18 protein-coding genes and 1 riboswitch are annotated in these 17,031 nt (G+C 34.9%); of the genes, 14 read left to right on the top strand and 4 right to left on the bottom strand.

Annotated elements, in window-relative coordinates; translation table 11 throughout:
• Positions 1 to 317 precede the first annotated feature (317 nt).
• Positions 318 to 761: a 3-hydroxyacyl-ACP dehydratase FabZ gene (fabZ, locus tag AC4BBX_RS03045; RefSeq protein ID WP_490455000.1), complete on the bottom strand. Its 444-nt coding sequence runs from the start codon at positions 759 to 761 to the stop codon at positions 318 to 320.
• Between the two features lie 209 nt (positions 762 to 970).
• Between fabZ and fabI the strand changes: the two genes are divergently transcribed.
• On the top strand, positions 971 to 1,726 hold the full coding sequence (fabI, locus tag AC4BBX_RS03040; protein WP_490454999.1) for an enoyl-ACP reductase FabI: 756 nt from the start codon (positions 971 to 973) through the stop codon (positions 1,724 to 1,726).
• A gap of 82 nt (positions 1,727 to 1,808) precedes the next feature.
• The gene (locus tag AC4BBX_RS03035; RefSeq protein WP_490454998.1) at positions 1,809 to 2,723 is read left to right on the top strand and encodes a mechanosensitive ion channel family protein; all 915 of its coding nucleotides are present in this window, start codon (positions 1,809 to 1,811) and stop codon (positions 2,721 to 2,723) included.
• Positions 2,724 to 2,826: 103 nt separating this feature from the next.
• Here the strand turns inward: AC4BBX_RS03035 and AC4BBX_RS03030 are convergent, their stop codons facing one another.
• Positions 2,827 to 3,546: a peptidylprolyl isomerase gene (locus AC4BBX_RS03030; protein WP_490454997.1), complete on the bottom strand. Its 720-nt coding sequence runs from the start codon at positions 3,544 to 3,546 to the stop codon at positions 2,827 to 2,829.
• A 180-nt stretch (positions 3,547 to 3,726) separates the two neighbouring features.
• On the opposite strand from AC4BBX_RS03030, the gene AC4BBX_RS03025 reads away from it, so the two are divergent.
• From AC4BBX_RS03025 to AC4BBX_RS03005, 5 genes are all read left to right on the top strand, one after another.
• A complete protein-coding gene (locus AC4BBX_RS03025) occupies positions 3,727 to 4,818 on the top strand; it encodes a DUF871 domain-containing protein (RefSeq protein WP_490454996.1) in 1,092 nt (363 codons plus the stop codon).
• 574 nt (positions 4,819 to 5,392) lie between these two features.
• Positions 5,393 to 6,706, top strand: coding sequence for a GTPase ObgE (obgE, locus tag AC4BBX_RS03020; protein WP_490454995.1), 1,314 nt, complete (start codon positions 5,393 to 5,395; stop codon positions 6,704 to 6,706).
• Positions 6,707 to 7,228: 522 nt separating this feature from the next.
• The gene (rnz, locus tag AC4BBX_RS03015; protein WP_490454994.1) at positions 7,229 to 8,179 is read left to right on the top strand and encodes a ribonuclease Z; all 951 of its coding nucleotides are present in this window, start codon (positions 7,229 to 7,231) and stop codon (positions 8,177 to 8,179) included.
• Entirely contained in the window at positions 8,176 to 8,964 is a 789-nt protein-coding gene (locus AC4BBX_RS03010; RefSeq protein WP_490454993.1) for an SDR family NAD(P)-dependent oxidoreductase, read from the top strand. Before rnz ends, AC4BBX_RS03010 begins: the two co-directional genes overlap by 4 nt.
• 30 nt (positions 8,965 to 8,994) lie before the next feature.
• A complete protein-coding gene (locus tag AC4BBX_RS03005) occupies positions 8,995 to 9,369 on the top strand; it encodes a LapA family protein (protein ID WP_490454992.1) in 375 nt (124 codons plus the stop codon).
• A gap of 108 nt (positions 9,370 to 9,477) precedes the next feature.
• Here the strand turns inward: AC4BBX_RS03005 and AC4BBX_RS03000 are convergent, their stop codons facing one another.
• Positions 9,478 to 10,119: an FUSC family protein gene (locus tag AC4BBX_RS03000; RefSeq protein ID WP_490454991.1), complete on the bottom strand. Its 642-nt coding sequence runs from the start codon at positions 10,117 to 10,119 to the stop codon at positions 9,478 to 9,480.
• Positions 10,120 to 10,210: 91 nt separating this feature from the next.
• On the opposite strand from AC4BBX_RS03000, the gene AC4BBX_RS02995 reads away from it, so the two are divergent.
• Positions 10,211 to 11,170, top strand: coding sequence for an aromatic acid exporter family protein (locus AC4BBX_RS02995; protein WP_490454990.1), 960 nt, complete (start codon positions 10,211 to 10,213; stop codon positions 11,168 to 11,170).
• Between the two features lie 132 nt (positions 11,171 to 11,302).
• Here the strand turns inward: AC4BBX_RS02995 and AC4BBX_RS02990 are convergent, their stop codons facing one another.
• Positions 11,303 to 12,247, bottom strand: a complete 945-nt coding sequence (locus tag AC4BBX_RS02990) for a Gfo/Idh/MocA family protein (RefSeq protein WP_490454989.1) — start codon at positions 12,245 to 12,247, stop codon at positions 11,303 to 11,305.
• Positions 12,248 to 12,375: 128 nt separating this feature from the next.
• On the opposite strand from AC4BBX_RS02990, the gene AC4BBX_RS02985 reads away from it, so the two are divergent.
• From AC4BBX_RS02985 to purK, 6 genes are all read left to right on the top strand, one after another.
• On the top strand, positions 12,376 to 12,888 hold the full coding sequence (locus AC4BBX_RS02985; protein WP_490454988.1) for a hypothetical protein: 513 nt from the start codon (positions 12,376 to 12,378) through the stop codon (positions 12,886 to 12,888).
• A gap of 60 nt (positions 12,889 to 12,948) precedes the next feature.
• Positions 12,949 to 13,560 (top strand): glycoside hydrolase family 73 protein, encoded by a 612-nt coding sequence (locus tag AC4BBX_RS02980; RefSeq protein ID WP_490454987.1) that lies wholly within the window; start codon positions 12,949 to 12,951, stop codon positions 13,558 to 13,560.
• Between the two features lie 14 nt (positions 13,561 to 13,574).
• Positions 13,575 to 14,267 carry a beta/alpha barrel domain-containing protein gene (locus AC4BBX_RS02975; protein ID WP_490454986.1) on the top strand — a complete coding sequence of 231 codons (693 nt, stop codon included), beginning with the start codon at positions 13,575 to 13,577 and terminating at the stop codon, positions 14,265 to 14,267.
• Between the two features lie 114 nt (positions 14,268 to 14,381).
• A riboswitch (purine riboswitch) is annotated at positions 14,382 to 14,477 on the top strand.
• A 69-nt stretch (positions 14,478 to 14,546) separates the two neighbouring features.
• The gene (locus AC4BBX_RS02970) at positions 14,547 to 15,128 is read left to right on the top strand and encodes a xanthine phosphoribosyltransferase (protein WP_490454985.1); all 582 of its coding nucleotides are present in this window, start codon (positions 14,547 to 14,549) and stop codon (positions 15,126 to 15,128) included.
• 263 nt (positions 15,129 to 15,391) lie between these two features.
• Positions 15,392 to 15,880: a 5-(carboxyamino)imidazole ribonucleotide mutase gene (gene purE / locus AC4BBX_RS02965; RefSeq protein WP_490454984.1), complete on the top strand. Its 489-nt coding sequence runs from the start codon at positions 15,392 to 15,394 to the stop codon at positions 15,878 to 15,880.
• Positions 15,864 to 16,991, top strand: a complete 1,128-nt coding sequence (purK, locus tag AC4BBX_RS02960) for a 5-(carboxyamino)imidazole ribonucleotide synthase (RefSeq protein WP_490454983.1) — start codon at positions 15,864 to 15,866, stop codon at positions 16,989 to 16,991. Before purE ends, purK begins: the two co-directional genes overlap by 17 nt.
• Positions 16,992 to 17,031: the final 40 nt, after the last annotated feature.

The raw sequence follows: 17,031 nt of genomic DNA, 5'->3' as shown, positions 1-17,031 counted from the left end.
TCCCAAATGGCTTTCCAGTTTTACTAATATTGATAAAATATCCATCGAAACTGGAAGTACAAAGTGGAGAACGGCATTGGCGTTGGTTATGTTCTAAGGAGCTGAATTAATTACACTGATTTAGTGTGCGATTAGTACTTAGTCAGCGCGTTACATCAGCAGCCGAAGAGACTCTGGAAAAAGACTCTTGGCGGTCTCACACGACAAGTGTACTTTTGGAGCTTTTATTCTGGAAGTTTTTAATTGTTTAATTTTAGATGTGAATAGGAACAAAAGGTGTGTCATAAGTTTGTTGAGCTTATGGCACACCTTATTTTTTATTGTTTTTGTTCGCCAACGATAAAGGTAAACTCACACTCAGCAACTTTTTTTCCTTCAACAGTTGCGACAGCATCAGCTGTACCTACAGAGCCTTTTACTCTAGTAATTTCAAAAGAAAGTTTGATAGTATCCCCAGGAACAACTTTTTGACGAAACTTTGCTTTATTGATTCCACCAATATAGGCAGTGCGTCCTAAAAATTCTTCTGACTTTAAGATTAAAATTGAACCAGCTTGTGCAAGAGTCTCTAAAATCAACGCACCCGGCATCACAGGCTCACCAGGGAAATGTCCTTGGAAAAAGTCTTCGTTAATGGTTACATTTTTAGTGGCAATAATTTTCTTTCCAGGATCAATCGAATCCACATAGTCTATATAAATGATTGGAAAGCGATTGGGAATTAAGTCCATTACTTCAGTTTCAGTCAATAATTTTTTCATTTTTCGTTCCTCATTTCATTTTAAAAAAAATTTATATTACTTTGATTATCAAAGTATCATATTTTCATTATTTTAGCAACTTAAGAATTAATTAAGTAAATTTAGTTTGACAATCAAACAATTTTGTCTAATAATAGATAATCATGGTAGTATATCATGAATCAAAATCGAATGAACTTATTCATCTATTATATTTAAGGAGTGGAATTATGGGTTTCTTAACTGGAAAAAAAATTGTCGTAATGGGCGTAGCGAATAAACGTAGTATTGCTTGGGGTTGTGCAAAAGCATTGCGTGATCAAGGTGCAGAAGTTATCTATACTTATCAAAACGAACGTATGAGAAAGCCTTTAGAGAAATTACTAGAGGGAGGCGAATTTTTAGTTGAACTAGATGTAGCGACTGATGCAAGCATCGAAAAAGCTTTTGAAGAAATTAAAGAGTATGCTGGCGAGATTCATGGCGTGGTCCACGCAGTAGCTTATGCAAACAAAGAAGATTTGCAAGGTGGCGTTACTGAAATTTCTCGTGCAGGTTATGCTTTAGCACAAGATATCAGTAGCTATTCGCTAATTGCTGTAACAAAATATGCAAAACCAATTTTAGCTGATAACAGTGGAATTGTTACGTTAACTTATTTAGGTGCAGATCGTGCGGTTCCTAACTACAACATGATGGGAATTGCTAAAGCAGCTCTTGAGTCTGCTGTTCGTTATTTAGCAGCTGAATTGTCTCCACAAAAAATTCGTGTGAATGCTGTTTCAGCAGGAGCTATCAAAACATTAGCTGTAACAGGTGTGAAAGATCATCAGAAATTAATTCAATTATCTGAAGACCGTACTCCTGATCATATCGGAGTGACAATTGAAGAAGTGGGAAATGCAGTGGCATTTTTAATTAGTCCACTATCTGCTGGAATTATTGGCGAAACGATTTTCGTCGACAAAGGTGTTCATTTATCTTAATTTTTCGTTTATAAGGAATACAATTTATTTTCTTTTTTTTAATCCCTTGCTACAATGGTATATATGTAGGAGGGATTATTTTATGTACTTTTTTGGAGTGGCAGGCACAGTTGATTCATCAGATACGAGTATCATTATTGAACCAGCAGCAGAGCAACTAAATGCTTTTCAACGTTGGTGGAGTAGTCTAGATTGGGATGCTATTATTGGTTTAATTATTCAAAAATCAATTTCTCTTATCTTTATCATTCTTTTGTTTGGATTATTGTATCGAATTGCTAAGTACTTAGTTGGAAGAGGGTTTAAATCTTATCGGAAAAAATCGATGAATTTGGTTCGATTGACAACTCTTGAAACATTGGTTAGTAATATTGTTCAATATACCTTAGGATTTTTCTTTGTGTATGCTCTTTTGTCAACAATTGGAATTCCTGTTGGTTCATTATTGGCAGGTGCAGGAATTGCCGGGTTAGCCATTGGTTTAGGTGCACAAGGTTTTATGAATGATTTGATTACTGGTTTCTTTATTATCACTGAACAGCAAATTAACGTAGGGGATTATATTAAATTAGTCAATTTAGGGATTGAGGGATCAGTAACTTCTGTAGGAATAAGAACCTTGCAATTAAAATCGACAGATGGTACGGTTCAGTTTATCCCTAATCGGAATATCACAACCATTAGTAATACTTCTCGTTCTGACATGCGAGTTTTGGTGGATGTTCGCATTGAACCTTCGGAAGGAATTGAAGGTATTCGAATACCAATTCAACAAGCTAATCAAATGATTGTGGAGAAATATTCAGAATTCATCCAAACACCACCAGTTATTTTTGGAATTGTAGATTTGGGAAATAGTAATTATGCGATTCGGACTACGATGTATGTAGCTAATGGTCAACAATGGAAAATTCAAGAAGAGTTATTAAGTTTATCCATTGCCAATTTGAGTGAAGCGGGTTATACGATTCCTAATAGTCCAATTTTACCAGCATAGATTAACATTAATTAAAAGATATGATTTTAAAGTAAAGTATCCGACCGATAGAGATAACACCGGCATTTCAACTGGTGTAAACAATCTTTCGGTCGGATATTTTTTATTTTGCTTCTTGTAAAACGTTTATCGTCTCAATACTCACAGGTTCTTCGGAGTTGCCCATTGCGGCAATTTTATCAACAACGTCCATACCTTCAATAACTTGCCCAAAGACTGTGTGAACGCCATCCAAATGTTTGGCGCCTCCATTTTTATAAGCTTCAATGATTCTTTCCGGTGTAAATTGTTTGGCTAAACCATCAGAAAGATCATCTGAGTTTTGAACAATGAAAAATTGACTGCCATTTGAATCTGGTCCAGAGTTAGCCATAGAAAGAGCGCCTCGTATATTGTAAAGCTGATTGGAGAATTCATCTTCAAATGGGCTATCCCAGATACTTTCACCGCCACGACCCGTACCTTCAGGATCGCCTCCTTGAATCATAAAATCTTTAATGACACGATGAAAAACGGTGCCATCATAATAACCATCTTTAGCATGAGTCACAAAATTTTCTACTGCTTTTGGTGCTAATTCAGGGAATAATTTAACTGTGATGGTTCCCTCAGTTGTAACAATTTCGACTACTGATTCGTTTTCATTAACCTCGTTATCTAATTGAGGTAATTCTAAATCTTCTAAGTTTACCGAGGATGTGGATGTAGATTGTTCAGTAGAACTAACTGAATTAGAGGAGTTTGTTGTTTGATTTGAACAAGCTGCTAATAAGCTTAAACTTGCAAAAGTCGTGAAAAGTGCTGCTATTTTTTTATTTTTCATATGAAAGATCCTTTCTGGTAATATCTTGTTTATCATATCAAAAATCGACTTAATTTCCTAGCTGAATAATAAGATAAATAGACAAAACTAAACATTGAATATCATTGTAATTTTGGTCTAGATCAATTATAATGAAAATGGATACAAAATAGGGTTTAATTTTTAGGAGGATTTTTTACAATGGGAAAATTAGGTATTTCGATTTATCCAGAACGTTCGACTTTTGAGAAAGATAAGGCATATTTGGATCTAGCACATAAATATGGATTTAAACGTGTTTTTACGAGCTTACTACAAATTACCGATGACAAGGAAAAAGTATTGGCAGAATTTAAACAAGTAGTGGATTATGCCAATAGTTTGGGAATGGAAGTGATGGTGGATATCAACCCATCATTGTTTGAACAATTAGAAATTTCCTACGATGATTTATCATTTTTCGATGAAATGGGTGCTTACGGTGTGCGTTTAGATATTGGTTTTACTGGTGCAGAAGAAGCGCGTATGACTCGTAATCCTTACAATATCAAAATTGAAATTAATATGAGTACTGGTACAAGTTATGTTGATAATATTATGTCCTACTCACCAAATACGGATAACCTATTAGGCTCACATAATTTTTATCCTCATCGTTTCTCTGGATTAGGTTATGATCATTTTGTTTTTTGTTCAGAAAAATTCCGTAAATATAACTTAAATACAATGGCTTTTGTCAATTCACATGAGGCAACATTTGGTCCTTGGCCAACTCAAGATGGTTTGTGTTCATTGGAAATCCATCGTGACTTAGATATTGCGACACAAGTAAAGCATTTGATGCTGACTGGACTAATTGATGATATTTTGGTTGGAAATGCCTACGCATCTGAACCAGAATTAAAAGCTATGTCAGAAGCCTTTTATTCTCCATATCCAACATTAAAAGTTGTAACTGGAGCTGAAATTACTGAAAATGAACGAGTTTGTTTATTTGATAATCTCCATAGCTATCGTGGTGACCGTTCGGAGTACATTCTACGTTCAACAATGACTCGCGTATACTATAAAGACAAAGAATTTCCAGCCCATACGACTCGTGATATTGTCCGAGGGGATGTCTTGATTGATAATGTTGGTTATGGTCAATACAAAGGTGAAACTCAAATTGCTTTAAAAGAGATGAAAAATGATGGTCGTGTGAACGTTGTTGGCAGAATCTCAGATGGTGAATTATTCTTGTTAGAATTCATTCGCCCTTGGTCAAACTTTAAATTAATTGAAGCAAAATAAAAATTCAGAAGAAGTCATGATTCAGTTCATGACTTCTTTTTTGTTATTCACAGTCCAAAAACTTGAAACTTCCAGAACCAAACAACAGCTATGCTAAACTTCCAATCCATCCGTTCGCAAAGAGCAGAACATTGTGAGGGACTGGTCTGAGCCTCTTTGCAAGAAACTCTTGACGGTCTCACACGACCCATGAGTTTTTGGAGCTTTGTTCTGGAAGTTTCAAGTGTTACTGAGTAATGAGTAATAACTCTTTTTTCATATGAATAAGGTCTAAGTTCTCTATACTTTTCATTTATGCAAACTATCGTTACAATAGTGGGGAAGAAGCTACTTCGTAAAATCTTCTTTATAGGGTTCTAAGTTTATACACAAAAAATAAAAGTAGAAGCATCATGTCTAGAAAACCTCGTGACGTGTAAAAGGAGGAATTTCGATAGATGAAGAGTTTCTTAAAAGATTCCCTGTAAATTCTAGAGAATATTTGCGAAAAGATAGACAAATGCCTATTTGCTAGGTACAATAATAAAGGCTTAGATACACAGGTTTAGTAAATAGAATGGAGGACAAGATTAGAATGTCCATGTTTTTAGATCAAGTAACGATTGACGTGAAAGCTGGTAAAGGCGGAGACGGAATGGTTGCTTTTAGAAGAGAGAAATATGTCCCAGATGGCGGACCAGCTGGTGGCGATGGTGGTCGTGGGGGAAATGTTGTTTTAGTTGTAGATGAAGGTTTACGAACTTTAATGGATTTCCGTTTTAACCGTCACTTTAAGGCACAACCCGGTGAAAATGGGATGAGTAAAGGAATGCACGGAAGAGGTTCGGAAGATTTATTTGTTAAGGTTCCTGAGGGGACGACAGTACGAGATGCAGAAACAGGAGCGTTGTTAGGTGATTTACTTGAACACGGTCAGTCTTTAGTTATTGCACAAGGCGGTCGAGGTGGACGAGGAAATATTCGTTTTGCTTCTCCTAGAAATCCAGCCCCTGAAATGGCTGAGAATGGTGAACCCGGACAAGAACGTAAAGTAGAACTTGAATTAAAAGTTTTAGCTGATGTTGGTTTAGTAGGTTTTCCATCTGTAGGGAAATCAACCTTGCTTTCAGTTATTTCTTCGGCAAGACCGAAAATTGGTGCGTATCACTTTACTACTTTGGTGCCAAATTTAGGAATGGTAAGTACAAAAGACGACCGTAGTTTTGTTGTAGCAGATTTACCAGGATTAATTGAAGGAGCCTCTCAAGGAGTTGGATTAGGAACACAATTTTTACGTCATATTGAACGCACACGTGTTATTTTGCATGTGATTGATATGAGTGGAATGGAAGGGCGAGATCCTTATGAGGATTATGTGGCTATTAACAATGAACTAGCTTCTCATAATTTACGTTTATTAGAACGTCCACAAATTATCGTTGCGAATAAAATGGATATGCCAGATGCAGAAGAAAACTTAAAAGTGTTCAAAGAGCAATTAGCTAAAGAACAAAAAGATGAGTTTGCTGAACCGATCCCTGTTTTTGGTATTTCTGGTGTAACTCGTCAAGGTTTAGAGCCTTTATTGAGTGCGACTGCTGATTTATTAGAAGTGACTTCAGAATTCTTACTTTACGATGAAGAAATTGAAGAAGATGTTGTTCAATATGGTTTTGTTTCAGACGAACCAGCCTTCCAAATTGATCGTGAGGATGATGCTTCTTGGATTCTTACTGGTGAAAAACTTGAAAAACTATTCAAGATGACAAACTTTGATCATGATGAGACAGTTATGCGTTTTGCTCGTCAACTACGTGGAATGGGTGTCGATGAAGCTTTGCGTGCTAGAGGTGCCAAAGATGGCGACATAGTTCGGATTGGCGAATTTGAATTTGAATTTGTAGAATAACCATGAACAATCAGTAGTAGATTATTTCTTAGCGAATATCTACTACTGATTTTTTGATGTTAAAAAATATAATTTTATAAAAAGACAGTATCATAAAATTTCGCTCCTTTTTCATTTCTCAGCGTAAGTAATGAAAAATCACTTGTTTATTTTGTCGATGTATCCACTAAGAAAAAATTAAACTTATTTACAAAATACTAAAGGTAATTCATTTCCAAATGTTTGGATTATTGATACAATTAATGAAAAAGATAGAAGAGGTATGAATAAAAAATTTGACAGTCTTGTACTGGAATAATGAATTTCAAAATGTTAGGTATTCTTTACAATTAAAAGAGATTAGAAAAAAATGCCGAGCGTTTCTCAATTGGTAGAACATCCGTGCAGTTCATAAACTTTAGTTGAAAAAGCAGTCATGTTTGACGATGAAGTACAAGAAATTGCAAAATAAAGTAGAGGGTATTAAAAAAATGGTAGACCTCTCATAAAGACTAAAATTTAACAAAGAAAGATAGGTCGATTATGGAATTAGAATTTTTAGGAACGGGTTCGGGAGTTCCGGCAAAACATCGCAATGTTTCGAGTGTTGCATTAAAATTGTTAGAAGAAAGAAATGCGGTTTGGTTGTTTGATTGTGGCGAAGGCACCCAAATGCAGATTTTAAATACAACAATTCGTCCCCGAAAGATTGAAAAAATTTTTATTACACATTTGCATGGAGATCATATTTTTGGACTACCAGGGTTAGTGAGTAGTCGTTGTTTTCAAGGTGGAGAGCAACCACCTGGTCCTCTAGAAATTTATGGTCCTGTAGGTGTGGAGGAATTTGTAACAACTACATTAAGAATTTCAAAAACACGTTTAAATTACCCTGTAAAATATATTGAAATTGAAGAGGGTGTAGTTTTTAAAGATAAACAATTTGAAGTTTCTTGTAAAAAACTGGATCATGGAATCGAAAGTTATGGTTATCGCATTGTTGAAGCCGATTATCAAGGAGAGCTCTTGGTTGACGAGTTAGTTAAACTAGGTGTGCCATCAGGTCCGATTTATGGCAGGTTAAAACGTGGAGAAACGGTTGTTTTAGAAGATGGTCAAAGGATTAATGGTGTTGATTTTGTTGGACAACCAAAAAAAGGAAGAATTGTTACCATTTTGGGTGATACTCGTTACTGTGACCAAGCGGTTGAATTAGCTATGGGAGCAGATGTTTTGATTCATGAGAGTACTTATAAAAAAGATGAAGAAAAAATGGCACGGAAACATTTCCATTCAACTACAGAACAAGCAGCATTGGTGGCAAAAAGAGCAGATGTGAAACAATTATTACTAACACATATTAGCGCGAGATATTTAGCCAAAGATGTCTTGATTTTGAGAGATGAAGCAGCTGAAATATTTCCTCAAGTTTTTGTGGCCAAAGATTTTTACACTTTACCTATCCCATTTAGAGAGCAGGAGGAGTCAAAATGAAATTAGAAGATAAAGTTGTTTTAGTTACAGGAGGATCGACTGGATTAGGGGAGCAAATCTGTTATGAAGCAGCCAAACAAGGCGCAATTGTCATCGTTTGTGCAAGAAGAATCAACTTGATTGGACAAGTCAAAGAACGTTGTATGGAATTAAGTGGTAAAGAAGCCTTTGCTTTTCAATTGGATATTGCTAATCCGAATAGCATTGAAAGCTTGATGGAGAAAGTGAAAAATGAAGTAGATTCTGTAGATATTTTAGTGAATAATGCAGGATTTGGTCATTTTGAAAACTTTACAAGCTTTGATATGGAAATGGCACGTAATATGTTTGAAGTTAATGTACTTGGAATGATGCTTCTGTCCCAAAAACTAGCAATCTCTATGTTAGAAAAGCAATCAGGACATATCATCAATATCTCTTCAATGGCAGGAAAAATGGCTACTCCTAAATCAACCGTTTATTCAGCAACTAAATTTGCTGTTTTAGGCTTTTCTAATGCCTTACGTTTGGAGTTAAGACCTTTTAATATCCATGTAACAACGGTAAATCCAGGGCCAATCAAAACTGAATTTTTTGACAAAGCAGATCCATCCGGTGATTACTTAAAAAATGTTGGCACGTTTATTATTGATCCACGAGTACTAGCAAAAGAGATTGTTAAACAAATGAATTCTCCTAAGAGAGAAATTAATCGACCAGTAGTGATGGAAATTGCTTCAAGATTTTATCAATTATTCCCACATATTGGGGACTTTTTAGCAGGCGGTTTGTTTAATAAGAAATAGTCAAACGACTAGTAATAGAGGAGGAAAATTATGAAAAACCAATGGCGAATTATTTTAGGACTCGTTTTAACATTGATGATTGTTTTCTTTGCAGTAATGAATAATATGAATGTACCCGTAAATTTGGGTTTTACCACTTTTAGAGCACCTTTAATTGTTGTCATCATAGGATCTTCATTCATTGGTGCAGTGATTGTTTCCTTAGTTGCGACAGGAACAATGTGGCATCAAAAAAGAGATATTAAACGTTTGAATAATAAGGTAGAAGAACTAACTACGCAAATGGATCGAAAAGTTACCGACAAAAAAGCTGAATTAGATCGTGAGTATAATAATAGAGTTGCTGAGTTAGAAGCTAGACAAACAGTGTACCCTTCAGCAGAATCAGAAGAAATTCAAAAATAGGGGAATAAAATATCCGAATCAAAGGAGAGAAGCTGTCAATTATTTCTTAGGAGAATAAATTGATTGTGCTTATCTATCTTTGGCTCGGATCGTTTGTTTACTAATTAATTATGTTTCATTTTCCTTTTCGGAAGAATTTTCCTCGAATTTAGTTGTTATTACAGCTTGTTCCTTAATTTGTTCTTGCACATTTTTTAATTCTTTTTCGAGTTGAATCTCTTGTTCCTTTAATAGAGCTAAATCTGTAACAATTTCTTTTGCTGCTTCCATTTTTGGTGGACGAATAACAAAGTTAAGACCAATAGCTACCAAAGTACCTATAAATGTATCTAAAATACGATCGAAGGCAAAACCTACTGATTCGCCCGGTGGAATACTTAAGGTAATCAAAAGCAATGTAGCAATGGCTGAAATAATTCCAGCATTGTTATCAATCCCGTCAGAAAAAGTAATAACTACTGCAACAAGTGTAGGAAGTGCAATTAATTCAATCCAAAAATTGTTGGTAGCAAATTGATTTTGAAGCAGTAAATAAAGAATTGCTGCACCACCACCAAGAATGTTCCCTAAGATTCTTGATTTACCAAAATCAAGAGTTGTGCTTAAATCTTGACGCAGAGAAAACACTGCAGATAAAGACGCAATTAAAGGTTGACCTCGATCTAAGAAATGGAAAAGCAAAATACAAATTAAAACAGATAGAGCGGACTTAAAGGTGCGCATACCAAACCTAAAAGGACCTACGTGCATAGTTTCCCTCCTTTTTTATTTAATGATACCTAATTTGGTAGGGAATTTCTAGTTAGAAGCATAGTTATTCTGAACAGAATGGAGGAATTAGATGAAAATTGGTTTACGAACCCTTAAGACGGCGATTGCTGCTGTTTTATCAATGCTTGTTGCTTATGGATTAGATTTATTATATGCACCTGCCGCAGGAATTATTGCAATTTTAAGTGTTGGAAATACAAAAAAAGCTTCTCTTTATACAGCAATTGGTCGTTTTGCATCTTTAGCAATTGCTACAATAATTTCGTTTATCTGTTTTAATTTAATTGGATATAATGCGATTGCTTTCGGTGTATATTTACTATTGTTTATTCCCGTTTCTGTGAAATTTCAATTAACTGATGGAATCGTCGTGAACTCTGTGTTGGTTACTCATTACATGATGGAACAATCTTACTCTATTTTCTTATTAAAAAATGAGTTTTTATTGATGTGTATTGGGGCTAGTTTCGCCTTGCTTTTTAATTTGTATATGCCTAATACTGAAAAGAAAATTAAGTTAGAACAACAGAGAATAGAAACCTCATTTAGAGATATTTTATTTGAACTTTCGAAAAAGTTGAATGTTGCCCCTGATAATCAATTGATTATTAGGTGTGAAGAACTATCGATTTTTATTCGTGAAGGTCAAAAAAGAGCACAAATGTATCAAGAAAATCAATGGTCTGAAGAAGATGTATACTACGAAGAATACTTTTCAATGCGAAGAGCACAAGTTCGTATACTAAGTGATATGGTAAATTTATTAGAAGGAATTCAAGTGGATGAAATACTAGTAGAAGATTTGCGACTGTTACTATGTTTTACTGCTGAAACTTTTCATGAAGCAAATGATGGAAGAGAGATAATGAAACGAATTGATAGTGTTTATGAAGTTTATCGTAGCAAACAATTGCCGCAAGATCGAGAAGAATTCGAAAATCGAGCCAGACTGTTTCAGTTTCTTCAGTCTTTTAAAAGTTTTATTGAAATCAAAGCTGAATTTGCCAACGATGTAACATTTAATGAATAAAAAATTTTAAGTTACTCCTCAAAAATGGGCTGTGACGTACGTAAAAGCAAGACAAAAATATCCGAACAATTTTTATTATTCGGATATTTTACTGTTAAATTACTTGTGTCACCGTCTATTTTTTATAAAGGATTACCAAAAACTTTTCATATCATCAAGAATACGGATAACATCTTGTGTTAAAGGTAAAGTTTCGTTCTTTTCACCATTCACAGTATTAATGAAGTTTTGAATTTCATAATTTAATGCTTCTTGGCTTTGTCCTGCTTCAACTACTTCTTTTGTTCCGTCGTTATAAACGATTTCTGCTTGATCTGCACGAGGATAGTCATTTACTACAATATAGCCTTTTTCATAAGCAATAACCCCTTGTTTAGGCATTTTTGCTTGAAAAGAAAGAACAACTGATGCCATTTCATTTTTAGCATTACGAAGAACTGTGATTGATTGTTCATCGACCCCTGTTTCAAATGGCAAAACATCGCTAAAAAGAACTTTTGGATTTTCAGTTAAAAAATAACGAGCAAATGAAACTGCATAGGTTCCAATATCTAATAATGCGCCACCAGCAAGATCAGGATTAAAGAAACGATTGGTTGGATCAGGTTCTTTGTAACTTCCAAAAGGCGCTTGAATCATTTTTAGTTTTCCTAGTTTTCCGCTTGTGCCAATTGTTTTCAATTCATGAAATAGAGGCATATTAAAAATAGTCATAGCTTCTTGCAGAATCAGATTTTTTTCTTTAGCTAAAGCTACTTCTTCGTCTAATTCTTGGCTATTCATTGTAATTGCTTTCTCACAAAGGACATGTTTCCCTGCATGTAAAGCTTCCATAATGTATTCGTGATGGACATTGTTAGGAACTGCAATATAAATTAAGTCAATTTCAGAATCTTTTAAAAGACTCTCTACAGTTTGGTAAGCTTTAGGAATATTAAACTCCTCAGCAAATGCTTGAACTTTTGTAAAGTTTCGTGCTGCAACACCATAAATTTCACTGTCGTTACTTTTAAAAGTCTGGGCAAATTGGTGAGCAATATCTCCTAAGCCAATGATACCCCAACGATAATGTTTCATATAAATTCGCTCCTTTAATCTTAATAAATTTAGTATAACAGAAAAGAATTTAATTTTACTAAAAGTGACTACCAAAAAATTTCTTTTATCTATTGTTTTGAGGTAAAATGTAAACGGAGGGATTTCTTATGCATGATGTATATATTGAGTTGATTTTAAATGTTGTTCGTGAACAACATGGAAATGAAGAGGTTTTTTATGAAAAATTCTTGGGTATTTCACAACAGAAATGGCAAGGATGGAAACAAGGAACTGCTTCACTGACACCAGAAGAAAATCAAAAAATAAAAAATCTTTTTAGCGACTACGAATGGATGTTGCTACAAAAGATTTTACGACAAACAATTATTTATCCTGAAAAAAGGTTAGTTGCAGTTAGTGAATATCGTAAAATGAAAATTGAAATTGCTCAAAAATGGTTAAATATCGGTCTTGCGACGGTTGAGATGAATCAACTGAAAGAGGAAAATAAAGACAATCGATATTTAAATTTACGGGTAATGATTCAGTATGATGATTGGGGATTTGATGATATTATCAATTTCAAATTACCAGCCTATATTCAGCAGCAAGTAGAAAATGAGCCCGTAGCTTTATTAAATTGGGTAAATGAAAATCTTGAAGAAACTTATAATAATTGATGCGTTTGATAAATAAGTTATATGTTTCTATAGTTATAATAACAGAAAAGTAGGGGAACAATGAGACGAAAGAAAAAAAGTACATTAAAATTACCAGCAATTATTATTGGTTTTTTTATGATTGGGATTGGTTTCATATACTCACTGAGGAGTTTAAGTGATCCAACACCAAGTGTAATCGGTGAAATGGCGATTGAAGAAAATTCAGAGATGACTCACGATGAGTTTGTTCAAAGATTACTTCCAAAAGCGAAAGAATTACAAGAAGGATATGGCGTGTTGCCTAGTATCATTATTGGTCAAGCAATTTTAGAATCTAATTGGGGCAAAAGTGAACTTTCTAGTACCTATAATAATTTATTTGGGATAAAGGCCTTTGGGAATCAGCCTAAAGTAAATATGGATACGCAAGAATTTGTGAATGAGCAATGGATAACAATCAAAGGTGATTTTAGAGTCTACGATTCATGGGAAGATTCAATGTTTTCTCATACCATGTTATTTGTTAATGGTGTGGATTGGAGTCCGGAAAAGTATGCAGGAGTTTTAGCTGCTCAAAATTATGTGGAGGCAGCCGAAGCACTTCAAGAAGCTGGTTACGCCACTGATCCAGGATATGCCGATAAGGTTAAAAATGTGATTGAAGTCAATCAACTATATGAATACGACTAGAGAGGGAAGTATAGATGGAGAAAAAGTTTGTTCCTAATATTACGACCGAATTAAGAAAAGATATCGTTAGAGTACCAGAAGTAATTGACGAAGCCAGTGGAATTATTATTTTTGGGAAAAAAATCAAATCTATTATCTTTACAACGGATATTGCTATTATCCGTAATACAAATGCTAATGCAGTAATTGCTGTATATCCATTCACTCCCCACCCTGCGATTACAAAAAGTATTATTGAAGCAGCGGATATTCCGGTATTTTCTGGTGTTGGCGGAGGATTAACTCAAGGGATTAGAGCTGCTTATATGAGTATGTTTGCTGAAGCTCAAGGATCGATTGGAGTCGTTTTAAATGGACCCACGCCTGTAGAAACAGTGGAAGAAGTTTGCCAAGTGGTAGATATTCCTGTAGTAAGCACAGTTACCAGTAGATATACACAAATTGATGAAAAACTAGCGGCAGGAATTAAAATTATTAACATCAGCGCTGGGAAAAAGACGGCTGAAATTGTTCGACATTTTCGTGAATTGTATCCTGAACTGCCAATTATTGCAACAGGTGGACCAACGGATGAAAGTATTCTAGAAACGATTAAAGCTGGTGCAAATGCAATTACTTATACTCCTCCTTCAAATGGAGAATTATTTAGCAAAAAAATGAACCATTATCGAGAAATTGAACGAACTGAATTTGAGGAACAAAATTAATTAAATAAATGCTTAAGCTATGAAATACTTTTTGAAACTGTTTAAAGAAAATAAAAAATACTTCATTCAAATACTTGTATTTTATTGAATTTATGGGCATAATTATTGGTGTGTTTTTCATAATTAGTGATTACTTATATATCGTCGTAATCGGTCGACAGTCTCTACCCGATACCGGAATATCGGACTATAGGTAAAAAAGTGTTTTTTTTTTGTGCACCTTTTGCTTTTTGCCAAAAAGGTGCTTTTTATTTTTGAAAGGGAAGTGAACTTAATTAAATGGAAGCATTAGTGAATCGTATTAAAAGTAGTGGAAATGTCTTAGGAGAAGGAGTACTTAAGGTCGATAGTTTTGTGACTCATCAAGTAGACCCTGAGCTGATGGAAGCAATTGGACAAACACTTGCAAAAGTATTTGAAGATGCTGGAATCACAAAAGTTGTGACTATTGAAGCTTCAGGCATTGCACCAGCACTTTTTGCTGCAAAAACATTAGGAGTACCAATGATTTTTGCTCGAAAAGCTAAAAGTTTAACGATGGACGAAGAACTTCTAACAAGTTCTGTTTACTCTTTTACGAAACAAGTAACAAGCACCATCTCAATTTCTCGTAAATTTTTGAATCAAGAGGACAATGTTTTAATTATTGACGACTTTTTGGCAAATGGACAAGCTGCTAAAGGTTTAATTGAGTTATGTCGTCAAGCAGGAGCAAATGTTAGTGGCGTAGGAATTGTGATTGAAAAATCTTTCCAAGATGGCCGACAAGTATTAGAAGATTTAGGAATTCGTGTAGTTTCATTGGCTAGAATTGCCTCTTTACAGAACGGCGAAGTCAGTTTTGCTGAAGCGGACGCTTAAATTTGCGAATATACTGAAAATTGAATACTAATCCTGTATTAAAAGATAGAAGCTTATTTTGATAAGTTTTCTATCTTTTTTTTTGTGACCGATGACCCAAGTTAACTGATCAAAATTATTTGTGAAATTTTCTTTACAAATTTCACCCGATGGATTTACGAACAATAAATAGATTTTGTTTATAAATATTCGATTATACTTTGACTTTAAATTTTAAGCTTGATAGAATGAATCTGACAAAAAATAAAGGAGCTTGGCTGAATATGAATGTAGAAGTAGCAATTGTAATGGGAAGTACTTCAGATTGGGAAACAATGAAAGGTGCTTGTGACATCTTAGATGAACTTGTAATTCCATATGAAAAGAAAGTGGTTTCTGCTCATCGAACACCTGACTATATGTTTTCATTTGCCGAGAAAGCTAGAGAAAGAGGCATCAAAGTGATTATCGCAGGAGCAGGAGGAGCGGCACATCTTCCTGGAATGATTGCAGCCAAAACAACCTTGCCAGTAATTGGCGTTCCTGTTCAATCACGAACATTGAATGGCTTAGACTCCTTATTATCGATTGTACAAATGCCTGCAGGGGTTCCAGTCGCTACAACTGCGATTGGAAAATCTGGCGCAATTAACGCTGGATTACTTGCGGCACAGATGCTTTCCATGTATGATTTAAAAGTAGCAGAGAAACTTGCTGATCGAAGAAAAAGTATTGAAAAATCAGTGATGGAAAGTAGTGATCAACTTGGTTAAACCTTTGATGCCGGGTGCAACAATAGGAATTGTAGGCGGCGGACAATTAGGCCGTATGCTGACAATGAGTGCAAAAAAAATGGGCTTTAGAGTTGGTGTGTTAGATCCTAGTGAAAATTGCCCGACAGCGCAACTTGCTGATTGGCATATTGTAGCTGACTATGATGATATTTTAGCTCTTGAAGAGATGGCAAAACGCAGTGACGTGATTACTTATGAATTTGAAAATGTTAATGTGGAAGCATTAAATGCCATTTCAAGTATTTGTTCCGTACCACAGGGAACAGATTTGCTTGCAATTACGCAAGATAGACTATTGGAAAAATCTTTTTTAGAAGCAAATAATATTGTCATCGCTCCTTACTCAACGATTATTAGCCCGACCGATATCCAAGAAGCAATCGATAGTATTGGTTATCCTTGTGTATTGAAACGAACTCGTGGTGGTTATGATGGGAAAGGACAATATGTTTTACACGGCACAAAAGATTTAGCGCCATCGATGAACTTGTTAAGAGATGGAACTTGTGAATTAGAATCATGGATTCCTTTTGATAAAGAATTATCGATTGTTGTTGCAGGGAATGGCTCTGAATTTACAACATTTCCAGTAGTGGAAAATATTCACCGAAATAATATTCTACATCAAACGATTGCTCCAGCCGATGTCCCAGATTACGTGATTCAGGAGATTGAGAGAATCGCACAAGTAATTGCAGAAGCCGTTCACTTACACGGAGTTCTTGCTATTGAATTGTTCTTAACTGAAGCTGGCAGTATTTATGTCAATGAATTGGCGCCAAGACCGCATAATTCTGGTCATTACTCAATTGAAGCTTGTGACACTAGTCAATTTGATGCTCATATCAGAGGAATTGTTGGTTGGCCTTTAGGAAATATTCGTTTACTAACAGAAGCAGTGATGGTCAATATTTTAGGAGAACATTTAGATAAAAGTTATGCCTTGATTTCAGAAAAACCTGAGTGGCAATTTCATTTTTATGGGAAAGCCGATGCCGTAAAAGGCCGTAAAATGGGGCATATCACTATAGCAACTGAGAATCTTCAAGATACTTTAGAGGAAATTAAAGCAACAAAAATTTGGGATTAAATCAATTGTATTTCAAGCAATTGTATAAATTAATTATTTT

The organism is Enterococcus sp. AMC1157 (genome assembly GCF_058216555.1).
The sequence above is the reverse complement of the archived record's forward strand: the minus strand, read 5'-3'. Positions and strand labels throughout refer to the sequence as shown.